Raw genomic sequence first — 17,776 nt, forward strand, 5'->3', positions numbered from 1 at the left:
AAAAAAAACGACCGCATTGAAGTGAGGTCGCTTGTTTTTCGGATGCTTACAGCAGGTCGTACTGCTTGAGTTTCTTGCGCAGGGTGCCGCGATTCAGCCCCAGCAGCTCGGAGGCCTTGGTCTGGTTGCCCTTGACGTAGTTCATCACGCACTCGAGCAACGGCGCCTCGACTTCCGAGAGCACCAGGTTGTAGACATCAGTGACGGCCGCACCTTCCAGATGAGCGAAGTAGTTGTGCAACGCCTTCTCGACGCTTCCGCGCAGGGTCTGACCCTCTTCGCTCGGCGTATTGAGGTGTTGTTTCAAATTGACGTTGTCGCTCACGGGTGTTGTTCCACTCACTAAAGTCTCAGTCATCATCGTCATGCGGCCACCTCTTCTTCGTTCCCTGCTGGGAGGGATTTATCGCGCTGGGAAAAGAACTCCCGAACGTTGGCGCACTGTGCTTCTGTATCATCCAAACGGTTGAAAAGGGCGCGAAACTCCCTGGCGCCCGGCAACGTTGCGAGGTACCAGCCGACGTGTTTGCGGGCGATTCGCACGCCCATCACGTCGCCATAGAACGTGTGAAGCGCAGCCAGATGCTCTAGCAGAATGCGTTCCACTTCACCGACGGGCAGGCCCGGAAGTTTTTCCCCGGTCTGCAGGTAGTGTTCTATCTCGCGAAAAATCCATGGGCGCCCCTGGGCGGCCCGGCCAATCAACAGCCCATCGGCGCCGGTTGCGTCGAGGACGTAGCGGGCCTTTTCCGGTGAATCGATATCGCCGTTGGCAAACACCGGGATGGACACCGCCTGCTTGATCGCGGCGATGGTGTCGTACTCGGCTTCACCGGTGTAGAGATCGGCACGGGTTCGCCCGTGCACCGCCAATGCCTGAATGCCGGCTTGTTCGGCAATTCTGGCGACGGTCAGACCATTCTTGTTCGCCCGGTCCCAGCCGGTGCGAATCTTCAGCGTGACCGGTACCTCGACTGCCGCGACCACCGCGTGCAGGATTTCGGTCACTAACTGTTCATCTTTCAACAGCGCCGAGCCGGCGGCCTTGTTGCAGACCTTTTTTGCCGGGCAACCCATGTTGATGTCGATGATCTGCGCGCCGAGCTCGACGTTGGCGCGTGCTGCGTCCGCAAGCATCTGCGGGTCCCCGCCAGCGATCTGTACCGAGCGTGGCTCAGGATCGCCTTCGTGAATCATGCGCAACCGCGACTTGCGGCTGTTCCACAGGCTCATGTCGCTGGTGACCATTTCCGAGACCACCAGGCCTGCGCCGAGCTGGCGACAGAGTTGCCGGAAGGGCTGGTCGGTGACACCCGCCATCGGGGCGAGAATCAAGCCGTTTTGCAATGTGTAAGGGCCGATGCGTACCGCCGACATAGGGTGACCTGTTGTGGGGCCGAATCACGAGGTCTGGTCCGAAAAGTGCTTCAGCGCCAATTCAGACGGGACCCAGAGTATGAAAAAGGGTGGGCATGATACCCGCTCTCGATGACTGGATAAAGGCTGAATTGGATAAAATCTGAACAGTTCCGTTCTTATCGCAAACGGTTAGGTTTAGGCCGGCATCGTCATAAAAGTGTCGTCGGATTTCGGGCATCCCGTCTCGCGCTGGGTGCTGCATTTCGGTGCGGGAAAACCGCTGCGTCCGTCGTTTTTACTCCGGCGAACGGAAGCTCAGGCTGTAGTTCGCCGCCTTAGGGCCCGGGTCGAGAATGTCCAGCGCGATGTGGATCGGCGTCTGTGGCGGCATTTCGTCTTTGCCCGCCAGCTCGCCGCTCAGGTACTCGCCTGGTTTGAATCGGCGGCTGGCGATCAACTGCCCCGTCGCATCGGCAAAGCGTAGTTCGAGCAGCGGGAACGGCTGGGAAAAGGACGCACGGTTATAGATGATCGCGTCAACGACCAGTGCGCCTTGAAATTCGGGGTGGCTGCGCACGACAAGGTTGCTGCTCTTGAGCAGTTTGATATCGACCTTGGACGGGACCTTGCAGCCGAGGGAGGGGCACAGCTCCATGAAAATGGGCCGGTACTGATCCTGTCGCGCCAGCTCCTCGAAGTGGTAGGCAATGTACTGGCCGGCCAGTGCGCCCAGCGCAATCAGGATCAACAGCATCCACAGCAGACGCCGCCCCCAGCGCGGTTTGGGTTTCTGCCAGGACAACTGCAGCGGGTCATCCGTCAGGTCGACCAACGCCCTGTCCCGCAGGCCTGGTTCGTTGCGGCCGCCACGCTTGCCGTCGGCAGCTGCGTGCGGGGCCTCATCGTCTTCCTCATCATCATGACGGGCGCTGAGGCGATCCTGATCGTCATGGTTGTCGAGGGCGGTGAAGCGTTCCGACGTTGTGTCAGCGTCGGGTTCGGCTTGATGCTTGAACGAGTGGGGGCGAGCCGGCTCGTCATTCAGGTCGTCCAGATCGTCCGGCGTCAGCGAGAATGAAGGCTCGGTGCGATGGCGGTCCTGCTGATTGATCGGCTCGTCCAGCGGGCCTTCGTCTATCGTGTGGTCGGTATGCGCTTCGCGTTCCTCGACGACTTCTGCGCGAAGTTCGGGCAGCTGGTCGACGTCGTCGTGACTCATCCCGTGGGCCCACGACTCCTGCGCGACGTCAGGCTCGTCGCGTCGGGCGCTGAAGGACTCGACTTCGTCGTGATCGCGCGCCTTGCTGACCCGCCCGAAGGACTCGGGGAGCTGAATCTCGCGCTGTTCGAGACGCGCCAGTTCAACGTCCAGATCGTCCAGATCGAGGCTATCCAGATCGACTTCACGCTCGTCACGCTTGACCGGCAGCGGCGCTGGCTGGGTCACGACGAGTGACTGCGGCGCGAGGATTTCCGGCTTCTTCTCCACGCCTTCGGCGTTTGGCGCGGAAGGCGACGGCGTTTCCGCGGTTGTTCCGTCGCGTTGCTCCAACAGCTGTTTCGCGGCGTTGAACACCTGCAGGCATGAGCCACAGCGCACCATGCCTCGGGCCACGCTCAACTGAGCGTGACTGACGCGGAAACTGGTCTGGCAATGCGGGCACTGAGTGACGAAGCTGTCGGTCATGCGGGTATCCGGGGTTAAAGAGCGCCTGATGGTTGGATCTTAGGGCAACTGGCTGTCAGCGGCGACGACCGGTGATCCGTACCCAGCCCTCGCGATTGGCGATCGGGTCCAGCTCGAAGGTGTCGGCGTAAGCGGCGGCAACTTCATCGCCTTGCTCGGCAAGGATACCGGACAGCGCCAGTCGGCCACCGGGTTTGACCAGGCTCGCCAACTGTGGCGCCAGAGAAACCAGCGGGCCGGCGAGGATGTTGGCCACCAGCACGTCGGCCGGCACCTGGGGCAGGTCTTCAGGCAAATACAGCGGGAATTTCTCGGCCAGGACGTTGTTGCGACCGGCGTTGTCGCGGGACGCTTCAAGGGCCTGGACGTCGATGTCGGTGCCGACGGCCTGTTTAGCGCCCAACAGCAGCGCGGCGATGGCGAGGATGCCGGAGCCGCAGCCGAAATCCAGCACGTTGCAGTCGGCGAGGTCTTGGCCGTCGAGCCACTCAAGGCACAGCGCGGTGGTCGGATGGGTACCCGTGCCGAACGCCAGGCCCGGGTCGAGCAACAGATTGACCGCTTCCGGCTCCGGTGCGGCGTGCCAGCTCGGCACGATCCACAGCCGCTGGCCGAAGCGCATCGGGTTGAAGTTGTCCATCCAGCTGCGTTCCCAGTCCTGATCTTCGATCACTTCATGGGTGTGCTCCGGCAGCTCGGCGTCGGTCAGCAATCTCAGGTGAGCGAGGACGTGATCGGCATCGGTGTCGGCTTCGAACAGCGCCAGCAGGTGCGTGTGCGACCACAGCGGCGTGGTGTTCAGCTCTGGCTCGAAGATCGGCTGGTCTTCAGCGTCCATGAACGTCACCGATACGGCGCCCACTTCGAGCAGGGCGTCTTCGTAGGTTTCGGCTTGTTCTGGGCTAATGGCGAGACGGACTTGCAGCCAAGGCATGGCGGGTGACCTTCGAGTTGAAAAATTGAGAAGCGGCCAACGGCCACGAAAGACCGGGAAGTTTACGGGGTTCGCGGGGAAACAACAAAGAGGGTGTGGCAGTGAGGCTGGGAAAGTCGGACCGGCTTTAGCCGGGAATGCGTTAAGCGTCACACCGCGAAGGTGATGTCGGTCACCCAGGCCTCTTCCCGGCTAAAGCCGGTCCCACAGGATGGGCGCGTCCCAAAATCCAGAGGCCCGACCGAAAAACAACAAAGCCGCTCGAAAGCGGCTTTGTTGGTCTGTAGCACTTACTGGCGGATCAATGCTTGTCGGCGGCCAGCTTGTGTTCCAGGTAGTGGATGTTGACGCCGCCTTCGCAGAAGCCTTCATCGCGGGTCAGATCACGGTGCAGCGGGATGTTGGTCTTGATGCCGTCGACCACGATTTCATCCAGGGCGTTACGCATGCGCGCCATGGCTTCGTCGCGGGTCGCGCCCCAGGTGATCAGCTTGCCGATCAACGAGTCGTAGTTGGACGGAACCTTGTAGCCGCTGTACAGGTGCGAATCCACACGCACGCCGTTACCGCCTGGCGCGTGGAAATGCTTGACCAGGCCCGGGCTCGGGACGAAGGTCTTTGGATCTTCAGCGTTGATCCGGCACTCCAGCGAATGCCCGTGAATGACAACGTCATCCTGGGTAAACGACAGTTTGTTGCCGGCGGCGATGCTGAGCATCTCCTTCACGATGTCGATGCCGGTGACCATCTCCGAAACCGGGTGCTCCACCTGAACACGGGTGTTCATTTCGATGAAGTAGAAACGGCCGTTCTCGTACAGGAACTCGAACGTGCCGGCGCCACGGTAGCCGATGTCGATGCAGGCTTTGACACAGGCCGCGAACACGTCCTTGCGGGCTTGCTCGTCGATGAACGGTGCAGGCGCTTCTTCCAGAACCTTCTGGTGGCGGCGCTGCAGGGAGCAATCACGATCGCCCAGGTGGATCGCCTGGCCCTGACCGTCGGAAATCACCTGGACTTCCACGTGACGTGGGTTGGTCAGGTATTTTTCCAGGTAGACCATCGGGTTGCTGAACCAGGCAGCCGCTTCAGCGCGAGTCTGCTTGGCCGCTTCGATCAGGTCTTCTTCTTTGTGCACCACGCGCATGCCGCGACCACCGCCGCCGCCAGCGGCCTTGATGATCACCGGATAGCCGACTTCACGGCCAATGCGCAGCGCGGTTTCTTCGTCTTCCGGCAACGGGCCGTCGGAACCGGGAACGGTCGGCACGTTGGCGAGCTTCATGGCGTCTTTGGCAGAAACCTTGTCGCCCATCAGGCGAATGGTTTCGGCTTTCGGGCCAATGAATGCGAAGCCGGATTTCTCGACCTGCTCGGCAAAGTCTGCGTTTTCCGCGAGGAAACCGTAGCCCGGGTGGATCGCCGTGGCGCCGGTCAGCTCTGCAGCCGAGATAATGGCCGGAATGTTCAGGTACGACAGGTTGGCTGGCGCCGGGCCGATGCAGACGGTTTCGTCTGCCAGGCCAAGGTGCATCAGCTCACGGTCTGCCGTGGAATGGACCGCGACGGTCTTGATGCCCAGTTCTTTACAGGCACGCAAGATGCGCAAGGCGATTTCGCCGCGGTTGGCGATCAGGACTTTTTCCAACATCGCAGGCTCTCCCCGGTTCAAACGATGGTGAACAGCGGCTGGTCATACTCAACCGGCTGACCGTTTTCTACCAGGATGGATTCGATCGTGCCGCTGACTTCGGCTTCGATGTGGTTCATCATTTTCATCGCTTCAACGATGCAGATGGTGTCGCCTTTCTTGACGGTCTTGCCGACTTCGACGAAGGCTGGCGAGCCAGGCGCCGGGGTGCGGTAGAAGGTACCGACCATTGGCGACTTGATGACATTGCCGGCGTGCTGTGGAGCAGCAGGTGCTTCAGCGGCGGCGGCCACTGGCGCTGCAACCGGGGCAGGTGCCGGAGCGGCAACCGGGGCAGGCGCGTAGTACTGCTGTGCTGGAGTCTTGCTGTGACGGCTGATCCGTACGGATTCTTCGCCTTCACGGATCTCCAGTTCGTCGATGCCGGACTCTTCCAGCAGTTCGATCAGTTTCTTGACTTTACGGATATCCATTAATCATCAACTCCCAAGGGACGGTCAGGGGGATTTGGTAGCCGGTTCCGGCGGTCTGGCTCAGTACGGGACTGGGCCGTTCACGCTTTCGAACTCTTGGCCAATTGTTCCAGGGCGGCCTCCAGGGCCAGTCGGTAACCGCTGGCGCCAAGGCCGCAGATCACGCCTACAGCAACATCTGAAAAGTAGGAGTGATGGCGGAAAGGTTCGCGCTTGTGCACGTTTGACAGGTGCACTTCGATGAATGGGATGCTCACTCCCAGCAACGCGTCACGTATCGCAACGCTTGTGTGCGTAAAAGCAGCCGGATTGATCAGGATGAAGTCCACGCCTTCATCGCGTGCAGCGTGGATGCGATCGATCAGCTCGTACTCAGCGTTGCTCTGCAGGTACATCAGGTGGTGACCGGCTTCGCGCGCACGCTGTTCCAGATCCTGGTTGATATCGGCCAACGTGATCGAGCCATAGATCCCCGGTTCACGGGTCCCCAGCAGGTTCAGGTTAGGTCCGTGAAGAACCAGAAAAGTCGCCATCGAGTGTTCCTTGTTGTTCGCGTTTTCGACGCTCACGTACAGAGTGAGCCGCTGATGGGCAGCGACTATGCCGGAAAGTACGATGGACTGTCCAGTTACCCACAATATTCAGCACGATGCCCGATGTTCGCGCGAAGTTTGTGACCATGGCGCTAAATTTGGTCATTTGCTCTAGAAAGGCGCTCTGCGAACGCTTCGACGTCGATTTCGCCGACGACACGCACGTTTGCCAGCTCGTTGCCGTTTTTTCCGAAAAACAGCAGCGCGGGAGGGCCGAACAGTTTGTAGCGATCCAGCAATGCACGTTGCTCCGTGTTGCTGTCAGTCATGTCGAAACGGATCAGTCTGAAAGCGACAAGCTGACTGACGATTTTCGGATCCGGCAGCACCTCATGCTCGATGACCTTGCAGCTGATGCACCAGTCGGCGTACCAGTCGACCAAGACCGGCTGGCCTTCGCTTTTTGACTCCGCAAGAATTTGGTCCAGTTCGCTGGCCTGGGTCACGGTCTGCCAGCGGCTTTCCGCAGCCGGTTGGGCAGGGCCCGAATCGATCCTGGATTGACCCAGCGGACGTAGCGGATCCGTCTGACCGCTTAACGCGCCATACCAGCAGGCAAGGGCGTAAAACAGCAAGAACACGCCAAGCAGTTGAGCGAGGCGGCCTCGCGTGGTTTTTTCGCCGAATTCCAGTGCGCCCAGGAACAACGCGACGCCGGCCCATAGCAGTCCGATCAACAGCAACGTGGCCTGCCCCGGAATCACACGGCTGAGCAAACCGATGGCGAGGGCCAGCAACAGTACGCCGATGGCATTCTTGACCGCGACCAGCCACGGCCCGCTTTTAGGCAGCCACGCCGCGCCGCCCGTTGCTACCAGCACCAGCGGCGCGCCCATGCCCAGGCCCAGAACGAACAGTTTCAAGGCGCCACCCAGCGCATCGCCGCTGGCGCTTATATAAAGCAGCGCGCCGGCCAATGGTGCCGAAACGCATGGCGAAACCAGCAGGCTAGAAACCACGCCCAGAACGGCTGCGCCCCACAAGGAGCCGCCCTGCGTATTGCCAGCGATCCGGTCCAGTCGGTCATTGAGCGCGCGGGGCAGGCGCAACTCGAACGCGCCGAACATGGCGACGGCAAACAGCGCAAAGAACCCGGCGAACGGAACGAGCACCCACGCGGACTGCAACCGCGCCTGCAGATTCAGGCTGGCGCCAAACATACCCATCACTGCGCCAAGAATGGCAAAGCAGATCGCCATCGGCAGCACGTAGGCCAGGGACAAAGAGAAACCGCGCAGCCCGCCGATCTGCCCGCGCAGGACCACGCCGGAGAGGATCGGCAGCATCGGCAGCACGCATGGCGTGAAGGTCAGCCCGACGCCGGCGAGGAAAAACAGCGCCAGTTGTTTCCAGCTGAACTCGACGTGGGTGGCATCGCCAGCGAGTGGGGTATCGGACACTGCGGGGCTCGCGCCGCCAATGCTCAGGCGCTCGGTTTCCGGTGGGTAGCAGAGCCCTTTGTCCGCGCAGCCCTGATAGGTGACGATAAGCGTGAAGGGCCGCGTGTCTCCGGCTTTGCGCGGCAGGGCGACGTCGAGAATGCCGTGGTAGACCTCGACGTCGCCGAAGTACTCATCATGTTTCTTTTCGCCGTCGGGCAGTTGCGCAACGCCGAGGCCGATGTCGGCAGGTTCGGTGCGAAATTGAAAGCGATGCCGATACAGGTAATAGCCTTCGGTGGCGACAAACTGCAGCTTGATGGATTCGGGTGTGGTGTCGCTCAGGTTCAGCTGAAACGCCTGACGAACCGGCAGGAAGTCCTTGCTGTTGTCCACTGCGGCGCCGCCCAGTGTGGGGCTCGATCTGTTCTCCAGAAAGCTCGCGCCAACGGCGGGCAAGGTACAGATCAGCAGTAACAGACAAAGCAGGCGGCGCATGGCGGTCTCGCATCACAAAAGTCCGCGCATGATAGCGGAGTGTCTGCGGGCGTGCAGGGAGGGCTAGAGTTCTTCGGTCTGAACTTCGGTCTGAAAATGATGCAGGACGCAGCAGTCAAACGATGTCCGACTGGGTGTGTTTGCTCAGAGACGTCATTGCCACTCGTACCTCCAGGCCATGCACCTGATTGCGACCTGCCTTTTTTGCCCGGTACAGCGCCTCGTCTGCTTGCGAGGCCATCATCAGTGCGTCGTCGTCCTCGGCGATTTCCACCACCCCGGCGCTGAACGTGCAGAACAGATCCACGGGCTGCGCGGGGTAGTGGATTTCAGCGAAGCGCTGGCGGATTTCGTCGAGCACGCCGTGGGCGGCAGCCAGATCCGTGTCCGGCATGACCACGGCAAACTCCTCACCGCCATAGCGACCGATGTAATCGGTCTTGCGCAGGCGTTGCTTGAGGAACAGCGCCAGGCTCTTGATCACACGGTCGCCCATGGGGTGGCCGTGGCCGTCGTTGACCCTCTTGAAGTGGTCGATGTCCAGCATGGCGAAGCTCAGCGGCTTGTTCTCCCGCCGGGAGCGGAAGCTGCAATCTTCCAGCAGTTGCAGGATGTGCGTGTGGTTGTACAGGCCGGTCAGGCTGTCGCGGACCATGCGCGCCTTGAGGTTGCGCGCCCGCGCTGCGCGGTTGCGCACGGTGGTAATCAGATGGCGAGGCTTGATGGGTTTGGTAAGGAAGTCGTCGCCGCCTTCGCTCATCGCATCCAGCTGTTTGTCCAGATCGTCTTCCGCCGAGAGATAAATGATCGGCACGCTGACGTAGCGGTCATTGTGGCGGATCACCTTGGCCAGCTCGGTGCCGGTGCAACCGGGCATGTACATGTCGAGGATGATCAGGTCAGGCTGAAAGTCGGCCAGCTCAGGCATGGTTTTGATCGGGTCGAGCAGGGTACGGGTGACGATTCCGGCGCCGTTGAGCAAGCGCTCGGTGTGTGTCGCCTGGGCGCGTGAATCGTCGATGATCAGCACCTTGTACGGTTCGTACTGAGCGACCCGGGTCAGGATTTCAATTTTCTCCAGCAGGCTTGAGGCCTCCAGCGTGCCGGTCAGAAACTCTTCGCCTCCAGCGCGCACGGCGGCGAGGCGCGTGGGCGTGTCTGTCTCGTGATGGCTGAAAAACAGCAACGGCAGTTTTTGCTCGAGACCTTCCTGCATCTGGGTGGCGAGCTTCAGGCCTTCGCCAGCACCACCAAAGTCGACGTCCATGACGACGGCGGCGGGCAAGCGCTCTGCCATGGTCATGTGGAACGTGTCGACGCAGCCGAGTGACTGCGCGCTCAGGCCGAAGAATTCCAGTTGCCTGGCCAGACGCTCGCCGCGTTCATGATCCTCCAGCACGATGTAAATCGGCTTGCGCAGGGGCGGCAGGGCGGTTTGCTCAAGACGGTCACCGTGCCTGAGGCCGGTTCGGGACAGGCGTTGCATCAGGCGATTGAGGTCGGTAATCAGGGCGCTGCTCAAACGGCCGCGATTGGCGTCGACGTCCAGCAATGCCAGGTTAATGGCAGTGGCCAGTTGCACGTGTTCGGCCTGCTCGAAACGTTCGGCGAAACGCAGCAGCCGCTGGTTGGCTTCGGTGAGCTCAGCCATGTCCGCTGGCGACCATTCACCGTGCTGCAGGCGCTGCCATACCTCAAGAATCTGACGAGCCTGATGGATAACGCGCTGGGCAAAGTGGTGTCTGAGCCGGTCGCGGCTCGGGTCTGCTGCTTCGGTCATGTCCTGGCTTCTTTATAGGGTAAGCCCCGATGTGAATGCTGGCGCTATGCTAGCACTAGTTTTCCCTGGTCAGGATGCCGCAAGTCATTTTCTTGTCATTGTTCAGCTTTTTATCCACCAACTTTGCACCTTTTAACGCGCTCGAGTGTTCGTACCAGTTGGTTCAACTCATAAGGGGTGATCAGCAGTGGTTTTGAGAGGCAGGAAAATGGATGAGATGCACTCAAGCCCCATATCCCTATCAGCACCGGCTTTAGGCGGGGGAAGCGTCGGAAAGACCGCGCGGCGTTTACAATCCGCTCGGCTCAGTTGCTAAACAATTGCACCTGCCACCACATTCCCTGGCAAACGCACCTTGCTGTAAGGTTGCGGTCAGAAGCACTGAATTCCGTGATTGAAAGGACAAGGCCATGCTGGATTGGAAGAAGCGCTCGGGCAGCGCGGGAACTGAACGCGTTGACGAAAAGCCGATGGGCAAGGCGCCTCGCGGTTCTCGCGGTTATTGGGGCGGCCTGTTGTTCAGTCGCGCCGTCGGGGCCGTGGTGGGTATTTATCTGGTTGTCACCGTGGTGCTCGGCATCTGGTGGAGCAGCGAACCGCCCCTGTTTCCGGTTCAGCAGCAAGCCCAGGCTGCCGCGCAAAGCGAAGGCAAGCAGATGGTGCTGGGCTACACCACCGTCGAAACCCTCAAGACCGTCGCGTCCACCCTGCTGGACAAGCCAGGCGGTTACATCTCCAACGATCGCTCGCCGCCCGGCCTGTGGATGGACAATATGCCGAGCTGGGAATACGGCGTATTGGTCCAGGTGCGCGACCTGAGCCGCGCACTGCGTAAAGACTTCGCCCGCTCGCAATCCCAGTCCGCTGAAGATGGCGATCTGGCGCGTGCCGAGCCGCTGTTCAACTTCGACAACAAAAGCTGGGTGCTGCCTTCGAGCGAGTCTCAATACCGCGACGGCATCGCTGCGCTGAGCCGCTATCAGGCGCGCCTGTCTGACCCGAACCAGAAGGGCGCGCTGTTTTACACCCGCGCCGATAACCTGAATAACTGGCTGGGCGACGTCGGTACGCGACTGGGCTCATTGTCCCAACGGTTGTCCGCCAGCGTGGGCCGGGTCAAGCTGAACAGCACCCTGAAAACCGAAGCGCAGTCCACGGTCACGGTCAAGCCGGGCGAAGTCCCGCAGGTTGACGAAGAAATTGTTGAAACCCCATGGATGCAGATCGACAACGTCTTCTACGAAGCACGCGGTCAGGCATGGGCGCTGTCGCATCTGCTGCGCGCGATCGAAGTCGATTTCGCCGATGTTCTGGCGAAGAAGAATGCAACCGTCAGCGTGCGTCAGATCATTCGTGAACTGGAAGCCTCGCAAGAGCCGGTCTGGAGCCCGATGATCCTCAACGGCAGCCCGTTCGGTATCTTCGCCAACCACTCGCTGGTCATGGCCAACTACCTGTCGCGTGCCAACGCGGCGGTGATTGACCTGCGTCAGCTGCTGTCCCAAGGCTGATCGATGAGTGTTTCCGATCAAGAGGCCGCCCACCGTGCGGCTTCGGACGCCGAGCTGATTGCCTGGGTTGATCGTCACGATCAACCCCTGGGTTCCTTGCCCCGGGCAGAGCTGCGTGAGCGCGGCCTGATCGGGCGCGGCACCTACATCTTGCTGTTCAATTCGGCTGGCGAACTGTGTGTGCATCAACGCACGCTGAGCAAGGCGATTTATCCCGGTTATTGGGATGTGGCGGCGGGCGGCATGGTCCAGGCCGATGAAGGCTACGAGCTCTCGGCGGCGCGTGAACTGGCGGAAGAGCTGGGCGTCTCCGGCGTGCCGCTTGCGGCGCACGAGCGTTTTTTCTTCGATCAACCGGATAACCGGCTGTGGTGCGCGGTGTTTTCGGCAGTCTGGGACGGGCCGCTGAAGCTCCAGCCGGAAGAAGTGCTGCAAGCGCGCTTTCTCAGCATCGATCAAGTGCTGCGCGAAACCACTGAAAAGCCTTACTGCCCGGACTCGCTGGCCGCCCTTAAGCGCTATTTGGAAGGCGTCGCAAATGTCCCGTAAATTGGCGCATATTTGCACTTAGCATCGGCGCCTTTTGCCGTTACACTGCGCGACTTTTCACGCCGGACCGCCCTTGCGATCCGGTAGCGCTGCCCCTGCCTGAGTGGGGCTTCGCGGTCGGCTCCCGTCGGCCAGACTTCGCTCCTCAACAAGAGGATTGCCGGTGGCCAAAAAAGCCGCATCCTTCGCCGCCCTCGGTGGCCTGGTATTTTCAACCGACGCCGGTCGGCATTGTCCCGACTGCCGTCAGCCCGTCGACGCCTGCACCTGCAAAAGCACGCTCATCCCGGAAGGTGATGGCATCGCCCGCGTGCGCCGTGAAAGCAAAGGCCGCGGCGGCAAGACCGTTACGACCGTCACCGGCGTTCCGCTGGTCGAGGACGCGCTCAAGGACTTGGCAAAGACCCTCAAGCAACGCTGCGGAACCGGCGGCGCGCTGAAGGATGGCGTGATCGAGATCCAGGGTGACCACGTCGAAACGCTGCTGGCCGAGCTGGTCAAGCAGGGTTTCAAGGCGAAGAAGTCGGGCGGTTGAGCCGTCTGTTTCGAGCCCGTTGATATTCGTCGTCGGTCTGGCTGCAGTCACCCATGCAAACTCTGCTGCGCAATGCGGGTCTATTGCCCCACAGCGAGCAGGCGCCAAACCGTCATTTCCACGCTCTACACTGCACCCAGCCGGTCAGGCCGGGGCTTTATGACTTTTCTATAGGGGACTTTGATGTCCGTACGACGCACACGCAAAGACGATGGCAGCCAATGGACCGTGGCAGACAGCCGCAGTGTCTACGGGATCCGTCATTGGGGGGCCGGTTATTTCGCAATCAATGAAGCCGGCCGCGTTGAGGTTCGCCCCAACGGGCCGACCAGCTCGCCCATCGATCTTTACGAGCAGGTCGATCAGCTGCGCAAGAGCGGCTTGTCCCTGCCACTGCTGGTGCGCTTCCCTGACATCCTGCAGGACCGCGTGCGTCAGCTGACCGGTGCGTTCGACGAGAACATCGCCCGTCTGGAATACCAGAGCAAATACACCGCGCTGTACCCGATCAAGGTCAACCAGCAAGAGGCGGTGGTGGAAAACATCATCGCCACGCAAAACGTTTCCATTGGTCTCGAAGCCGGCTCCAAGCCTGAGCTGATGGCCGTGCTGGCCCTGGCGCCGAAGGGCGGCACCATCGTCTGCAACGGCTACAAGGACCGCGAATTCATTCGTCTGGCCTTGATGGGTCAGAAGCTGGGCCACAACGTTTTCATCGTTATCGAGAAAGAGTCCGAAGTCGAACTGGTGATCGAAGAAGCCGCCGAGCTGAAGGTCGCGCCGCAAGTGGGTCTGCGTGTGCGCCTGTCGTCCCTGGCTTCCAGCAAGTGGGCCGACACCGGCGGCGAGAAGTCCAAGTTCGGGCTGTCCGCCGCGCAATTGCTGTCGGTCGTCGACCGCTTCACCAAGGCAGGGCTCGATCAGGGCATCCGCCTGCTGCACTTCCACATGGGTTCGCAGATCGCCAACCTGGCCGACTATCAGCATGGTTTCAAGGAAGCGATTCGTTACTACGGCGAGCTGCGCAACCTCGGCCTGCCGGTCGATCACATCGACGTAGGCGGTGGCCTGGGTGTCGACTACGACGGCACGCATTCGCGCAACGCCAGTTCGATCAACTATGACATGGACGATTACGCCGGCGTCGTGGTCGGGATGCTCAAGGAGTTCTGCGACGCGCAGGGCCTGCCGCATCCGCACATTTTCTCGGAAAGCGGCCGTTCGCTGACCGCGCACCACGCCATGCTCGTGATTCAGGTCACCGACGTCGAGCGTCACAACGACGAAGTGCCGGAAATCACCGACAAGGAAAGCCTGCCGGAAACCCTGCAATGGCTGATCGACCTGCTCGGCCCGACCGACATCGAAATGGTCACCGAGACCTACTGGCGCGCCACTCACTACATGAGCGACATCGCGTCCCAGTATTCCGACGGCAAGATCACCCTGGCGCAAAAGGCCTTGGGCGAGCAGTGCTATTTCGCGGTGTGCCGTCGTTTGCACAACTCGCTGAAAGCCCGCCAGCGTTCCCATCGCCAGGTGCTCGACGAGCTCAACGACAAGCTGGCCGACAAGTACATCTGCAACTTCTCAGTGTTCCAGAGCCTGCCGGACACCTGGGCGATCGATCAGGTGCTGCCGATCATTCCGCTGCACCGTCTGGATGAAGAGCCGCTGCGTCGTGCCGTGCTGCAAGACCTGACCTGCGACTCCGACGGCAAGATCAATCAGTACGTCGACGAGCAGAGCATCGAGACCAGCCTGCCGGTTCACTCGTTGAACGAGGGTGAGGATTACTTGCTGGGCGTGTTCCTGGTCGGTGCGTATCAGGAGATTCTGGGCGACATGCACAACCTGTTCGGTGACACTGATTCGGTGAACATCTACCAGAATCAGGATGGCAGTGCGTATTCGGCCGGGATCGAAACCCACGACACCATCGAAGACATGCTGCGTTACGTGCACTTGTCGCCGGAAGAGCTGATGACCCATTATCGGGACAAAGTCGCCAGCGCCAAGATCACCCCGCGTGAACGCACCCAGTTTCTGGATGCCTTGCGTCTGGGCCTGACGCGGTCGTCCTACCTGTCGTCGTGATGATGCAGGCAATCTGAAAAAAACGGGCCCCGGTGGCCCGTTTTCTTCGTTTGCAATGCCAGTCGGCGAAGATCAAACGTCACCCTGCATGCAAGACCTCCTCCAGCGTTTTATGAGAATGAACCATGATCAAACTGGCGCTCAAAGCGGCGTTCACCGCCTGGCTGATGACCTTGCTGATGGCATGCTCGCCGTTGAAGGTGCTCAACGCGTTTACCCCGAGCGACACCTTCAGCAGAACGTCTGACCTGGCGTACGGTCCGGACCCGCGCAATAAACTCGATATCTACACGCCCAGAGATGCAGTGCCGGACGCGCCGGTCGTCGTGTTCTTTTATGGCGGCAGCTGGACCAGCGGATCGCGGGGCGACTACGCGTTCGTCGGGGAGGCGCTCGCGTCCCGTGGCATCGTTGCCGTGCTCGCCGATTACCGGTTGTACCCGCAAGTGCATTATCAGGAGCTGCTGCGGGACAGCGCCCAGGCAGTGGCCTGGACCCACGCGCACATTCGTCAGTTCGGCGGTGATCCGGCAAAGTTGTATGTAATGGGCCACAGTGCCGGGGCTTACAACGCGGCTATGCTGGCGCTGGACCCACAATGGCTGGCCGGAGCGGGCACGACGCCTTCCATCATCAAGGGCTGGATCGGTCTGGCCGGACCCTATGATTTCCTGCCCATCGAAGACGCGGAGGTGAAGCCGGTGTTTTACTTCCCGAATTCGCCACCCGACTCCCAGCCGATCAATCATGTCAGCGCAGCTTCACCGCCGGCGCTGCTGCTCGCTTCCGCCGACGACACGGAGGTAAACCCGCAACGCAACACGGGGGGCATGGCCAGTCGTTTGCGCGCTCAGGGCGTGTCAGTGCGTGAGCTGTATTTCTCTCGCACCAGCCACCGCACGCTGGTGGGTGCATTGGCCAGGCCGTTACGCAGCCTGGCGCCTGTGCTGGAGGAAGTTGTGGCGTTCATCCACGCCCAGGATCAGGCACAGGTGTCGAGGGTTTCGGTCAACCGTTGAACCAGGCGCCGCTGCGGTTGAGCTTCAACGCCAGATACCCCAGCGTCAGCGCTCGCACCGCCATGAACAGCAAAAACACCAGCCACAACCCGTGGTTGCCGAACCCGCTTGCCAGCCAGGCAAACGGTGCGGTGACCAGGGCCGTGACGACCATTGCGTTGCGCATCTCGCGGGCACGGGTGGCGCCGATGAACAGGCCATCGAGCAAATAACTCCAGACCGCGACAAAGGGCAGCACGGCGAGATAGGGCAGATAAACGAAAGCGATCTCGCGCACTGCGGTGATGTCGGTCTGCAGCTCGATGAACAGGTGCCCGCCCAGCAGAAACAGCACCACGAACGCGACGCTGCAAATCAGCGACCAGCCCCCGGAGACATTCAGCGAGCGCCGCAAGGCGTCGCGGTCCCGTGCGCCGATGGCGTGTCCGCAGAGCGCTTCGACAGCGTGAGCCAGGCCGTCCAGCGCGTGGGCCATCAGCAACAGCCCATTAAGCAGCAGCGCATTGGCGGCGACGGTGGCATCGCCCAGTCGAGCGCCTTGCACGGTGATCAAAAAGAACACCGATTGCAGGATCAGGCTGCGAATGAAGATATCGCGATTGACCGTGAGCAGCGGCCGCCAGCTCTGCCAGCGCTTTAGCGCGGACACGGCCAGCTGTCCCGGATAGGCGCGCAGGCCTTTGTGGGTGAGGGCGAGCCCGATGAGGGCGCCGGTCCATTCGGCGATGACCGACGCACGCGCGCTGCCGACCACGCCCCAGTCCAGGCCCATAACGAACCACAGATTCAGCGCGATGTTGACCAGGTTGGTGGTCAGCAGAATCGCCAGCGGCGCGCGAGCGTTTTGCAGCCCGAGGAACCAGCCCACCAGCGCGTAGCTCGCCAGCGCTGCCGGTAAGCCGAACAAGCGGGTATGGAAGAAGTCGCGGGTCAGGTCGTTGAGGTCGTCCGAGGGCTGCATCATTTCCAGCGCCAGGTGCTGGAACGGCAGGCCGATCAGTCCCAGCAGCACCGAAAACCCCATCGCCAGCAGCAGGCCCTGCAACAGCACCTGGCGCAGCGCAGCGCCGTCATTGCGCCCGGCGGCCTGGGCGGCAAAACCGGTCGTGCCCATGCGCAGAAAACCCATCGCCCAGGCAAGAAAGCTGTACAGCGTGCCGCCGACCGCCACAGCGCCGAGCTGGTGAGCGTGGGGCAGGTGACCGATGACCGTGCTGTCCACCAGTGAAACCAGCGGCACGGAGATATTCGACAGGATCATCGGTGCGGCCAGCGCCCACACCTGCCGATGGGTCGCGCGCTGGCGCCAGTCGTTGAAGAAGTTGGACATGAAGGCTCCCGGGCAAGCGCGCGAGTGTAGCGATGACGACGCCTGAATGCAGGACTTCTGTATGTCGTTGTCCTGTTACTGCGCGATCTCTGGACGAAGAATCGCCTATAGATTTCGCGCCCAACCGGGATCCATCGCCCACCGCAAAACCACTGTAGGAGCGCGCTTGCCCGCGAAAGCGTCAGTACATCCGCTGCATCTCTATCGGTAGTGAAAATGCCTTCGCGAGCAAGGTGGAGCGCCACCCCGGTCACTCCTACAGTTGATCGTGGCAGACAGACAAAGCGCGTTTGCTGCAGCCACCGTTGCGTTTCCCCTTGAGAACAAACGCACAAACCCGCGGTCCATCTGCGCGCCGCGCTTTACGATTGCCAAAGCGGT

At 61.1% G+C, this 17,776-nt stretch carries 15 protein-coding genes; 5 read left to right on the forward strand and 10 right to left on the reverse strand.

Features of this window, described 5'->3' with window-relative positions:
• Nucleotides 1-46 precede the first annotated feature (46 nt).
• From fis to BMY98_RS14910, 9 genes are all read right to left on the reverse strand, one after another.
• Nucleotides 47-367: a DNA-binding transcriptional regulator Fis gene (gene fis, locus BMY98_RS14870; protein WP_007907419.1), complete on the reverse strand. Its 321-nt coding sequence runs from the start codon at nt 365-367 to the stop codon at nt 47-49.
• Nucleotides 364-1,377, reverse strand: coding sequence for a tRNA dihydrouridine synthase DusB (gene dusB, locus BMY98_RS14875; protein ID WP_074890442.1), 1,014 nt, complete (start codon nt 1,375-1,377; stop codon nt 364-366). Before dusB ends, fis begins: the two co-directional genes overlap by 4 nt.
• 277 nt (nt 1,378-1,654) lie before the next feature.
• The gene (locus BMY98_RS14880; protein WP_074890444.1) at nt 1,655-3,046 is read right to left on the reverse strand and encodes a DUF3426 domain-containing protein; all 1,392 of its coding nucleotides are present in this window, start codon (nt 3,044-3,046) and stop codon (nt 1,655-1,657) included.
• A 55-nt stretch (nt 3,047-3,101) separates the two neighbouring features.
• Nucleotides 3,102-3,980, reverse strand: coding sequence for a 50S ribosomal protein L11 methyltransferase (prmA, locus tag BMY98_RS14885; RefSeq protein WP_074890446.1), 879 nt, complete (start codon nt 3,978-3,980; stop codon nt 3,102-3,104).
• 301 nt (nt 3,981-4,281) lie between these two features.
• On the reverse strand, nt 4,282-5,631 hold the full coding sequence (gene accC, locus BMY98_RS14890; protein WP_074890448.1) for an acetyl-CoA carboxylase biotin carboxylase subunit: 1,350 nt from the start codon (nt 5,629-5,631) through the stop codon (nt 4,282-4,284).
• 17 nt (nt 5,632-5,648) lie between these two features.
• Entirely contained in the window at nt 5,649-6,104 is a 456-nt protein-coding gene (gene accB, locus BMY98_RS14895) for an acetyl-CoA carboxylase biotin carboxyl carrier protein (protein WP_074890450.1), read from the reverse strand.
• An 80-nt stretch (nt 6,105-6,184) separates the two neighbouring features.
• Nucleotides 6,185-6,637: a type II 3-dehydroquinate dehydratase gene (aroQ, locus tag BMY98_RS14900; protein WP_074890452.1), complete on the reverse strand. Its 453-nt coding sequence runs from the start codon at nt 6,635-6,637 to the stop codon at nt 6,185-6,187.
• 152 nt (nt 6,638-6,789) lie between these two features.
• Entirely contained in the window at nt 6,790-8,574 is a 1,785-nt protein-coding gene (locus tag BMY98_RS14905) for a protein-disulfide reductase DsbD (RefSeq protein ID WP_074890454.1), read from the reverse strand.
• Nucleotides 8,575-8,689: 115 nt separating this feature from the next.
• Nucleotides 8,690-10,354 (reverse strand): response regulator, encoded by a 1,665-nt coding sequence (locus BMY98_RS14910; protein ID WP_074890456.1) that lies wholly within the window; start codon nt 10,352-10,354, stop codon nt 8,690-8,692.
• Nucleotides 10,355-10,764: 410 nt separating this feature from the next.
• Here BMY98_RS14910 and BMY98_RS14915 point away from each other — a divergent pair, with 410 nt between their 5' ends.
• The 5 genes from BMY98_RS14915 (at nt 10,765) to BMY98_RS14935 (ending at nt 16,065) form a co-directional block, all read left to right on the forward strand.
• The gene (locus BMY98_RS14915) at nt 10,765-11,865 is read left to right on the forward strand and encodes a DUF2333 family protein (RefSeq protein ID WP_074890457.1); all 1,101 of its coding nucleotides are present in this window, start codon (nt 10,765-10,767) and stop codon (nt 11,863-11,865) included.
• A 3-nt stretch (nt 11,866-11,868) separates the two neighbouring features.
• Complete coding sequence (locus BMY98_RS14920; protein ID WP_074890459.1) at nt 11,869-12,414, forward strand: NUDIX hydrolase; 546 nt, start codon at nt 11,869-11,871, stop codon at nt 12,412-12,414.
• A gap of 163 nt (nt 12,415-12,577) precedes the next feature.
• Nucleotides 12,578-12,949: a translation initiation factor Sui1 gene (locus BMY98_RS14925; RefSeq protein ID WP_074890461.1), complete on the forward strand. Its 372-nt coding sequence runs from the start codon at nt 12,578-12,580 to the stop codon at nt 12,947-12,949.
• A 183-nt stretch (nt 12,950-13,132) separates the two neighbouring features.
• A complete protein-coding gene (gene speA / locus BMY98_RS14930; protein WP_074890462.1) occupies nt 13,133-15,046 on the forward strand; it encodes an arginine decarboxylase in 1,914 nt (637 codons plus the stop codon).
• Between the two features lie 125 nt (nt 15,047-15,171).
• The gene (locus BMY98_RS14935; RefSeq protein WP_074890464.1) at nt 15,172-16,065 is read left to right on the forward strand and encodes an alpha/beta hydrolase; all 894 of its coding nucleotides are present in this window, start codon (nt 15,172-15,174) and stop codon (nt 16,063-16,065) included.
• Here the strand turns inward: BMY98_RS14935 and BMY98_RS14940 are convergent.
• Nucleotides 16,055-17,395 carry an MATE family efflux transporter gene (locus BMY98_RS14940; protein WP_074890466.1) on the reverse strand — a complete coding sequence of 447 codons (1,341 nt, stop codon included), beginning with the start codon at nt 17,393-17,395 and terminating at the stop codon, nt 16,055-16,057. The two genes, BMY98_RS14935 and BMY98_RS14940, sit on opposite strands and share 11 nt — an antisense overlap.
• Nucleotides 17,396-17,776: the final 381 nt, after the last annotated feature.

The sequence above is a fragment of the Pseudomonas graminis genome (assembly GCF_900111735.1).
Taxonomy (GTDB): Bacteria; Pseudomonadota; Gammaproteobacteria; order Pseudomonadales; family Pseudomonadaceae; genus Aquipseudomonas; species Aquipseudomonas graminis.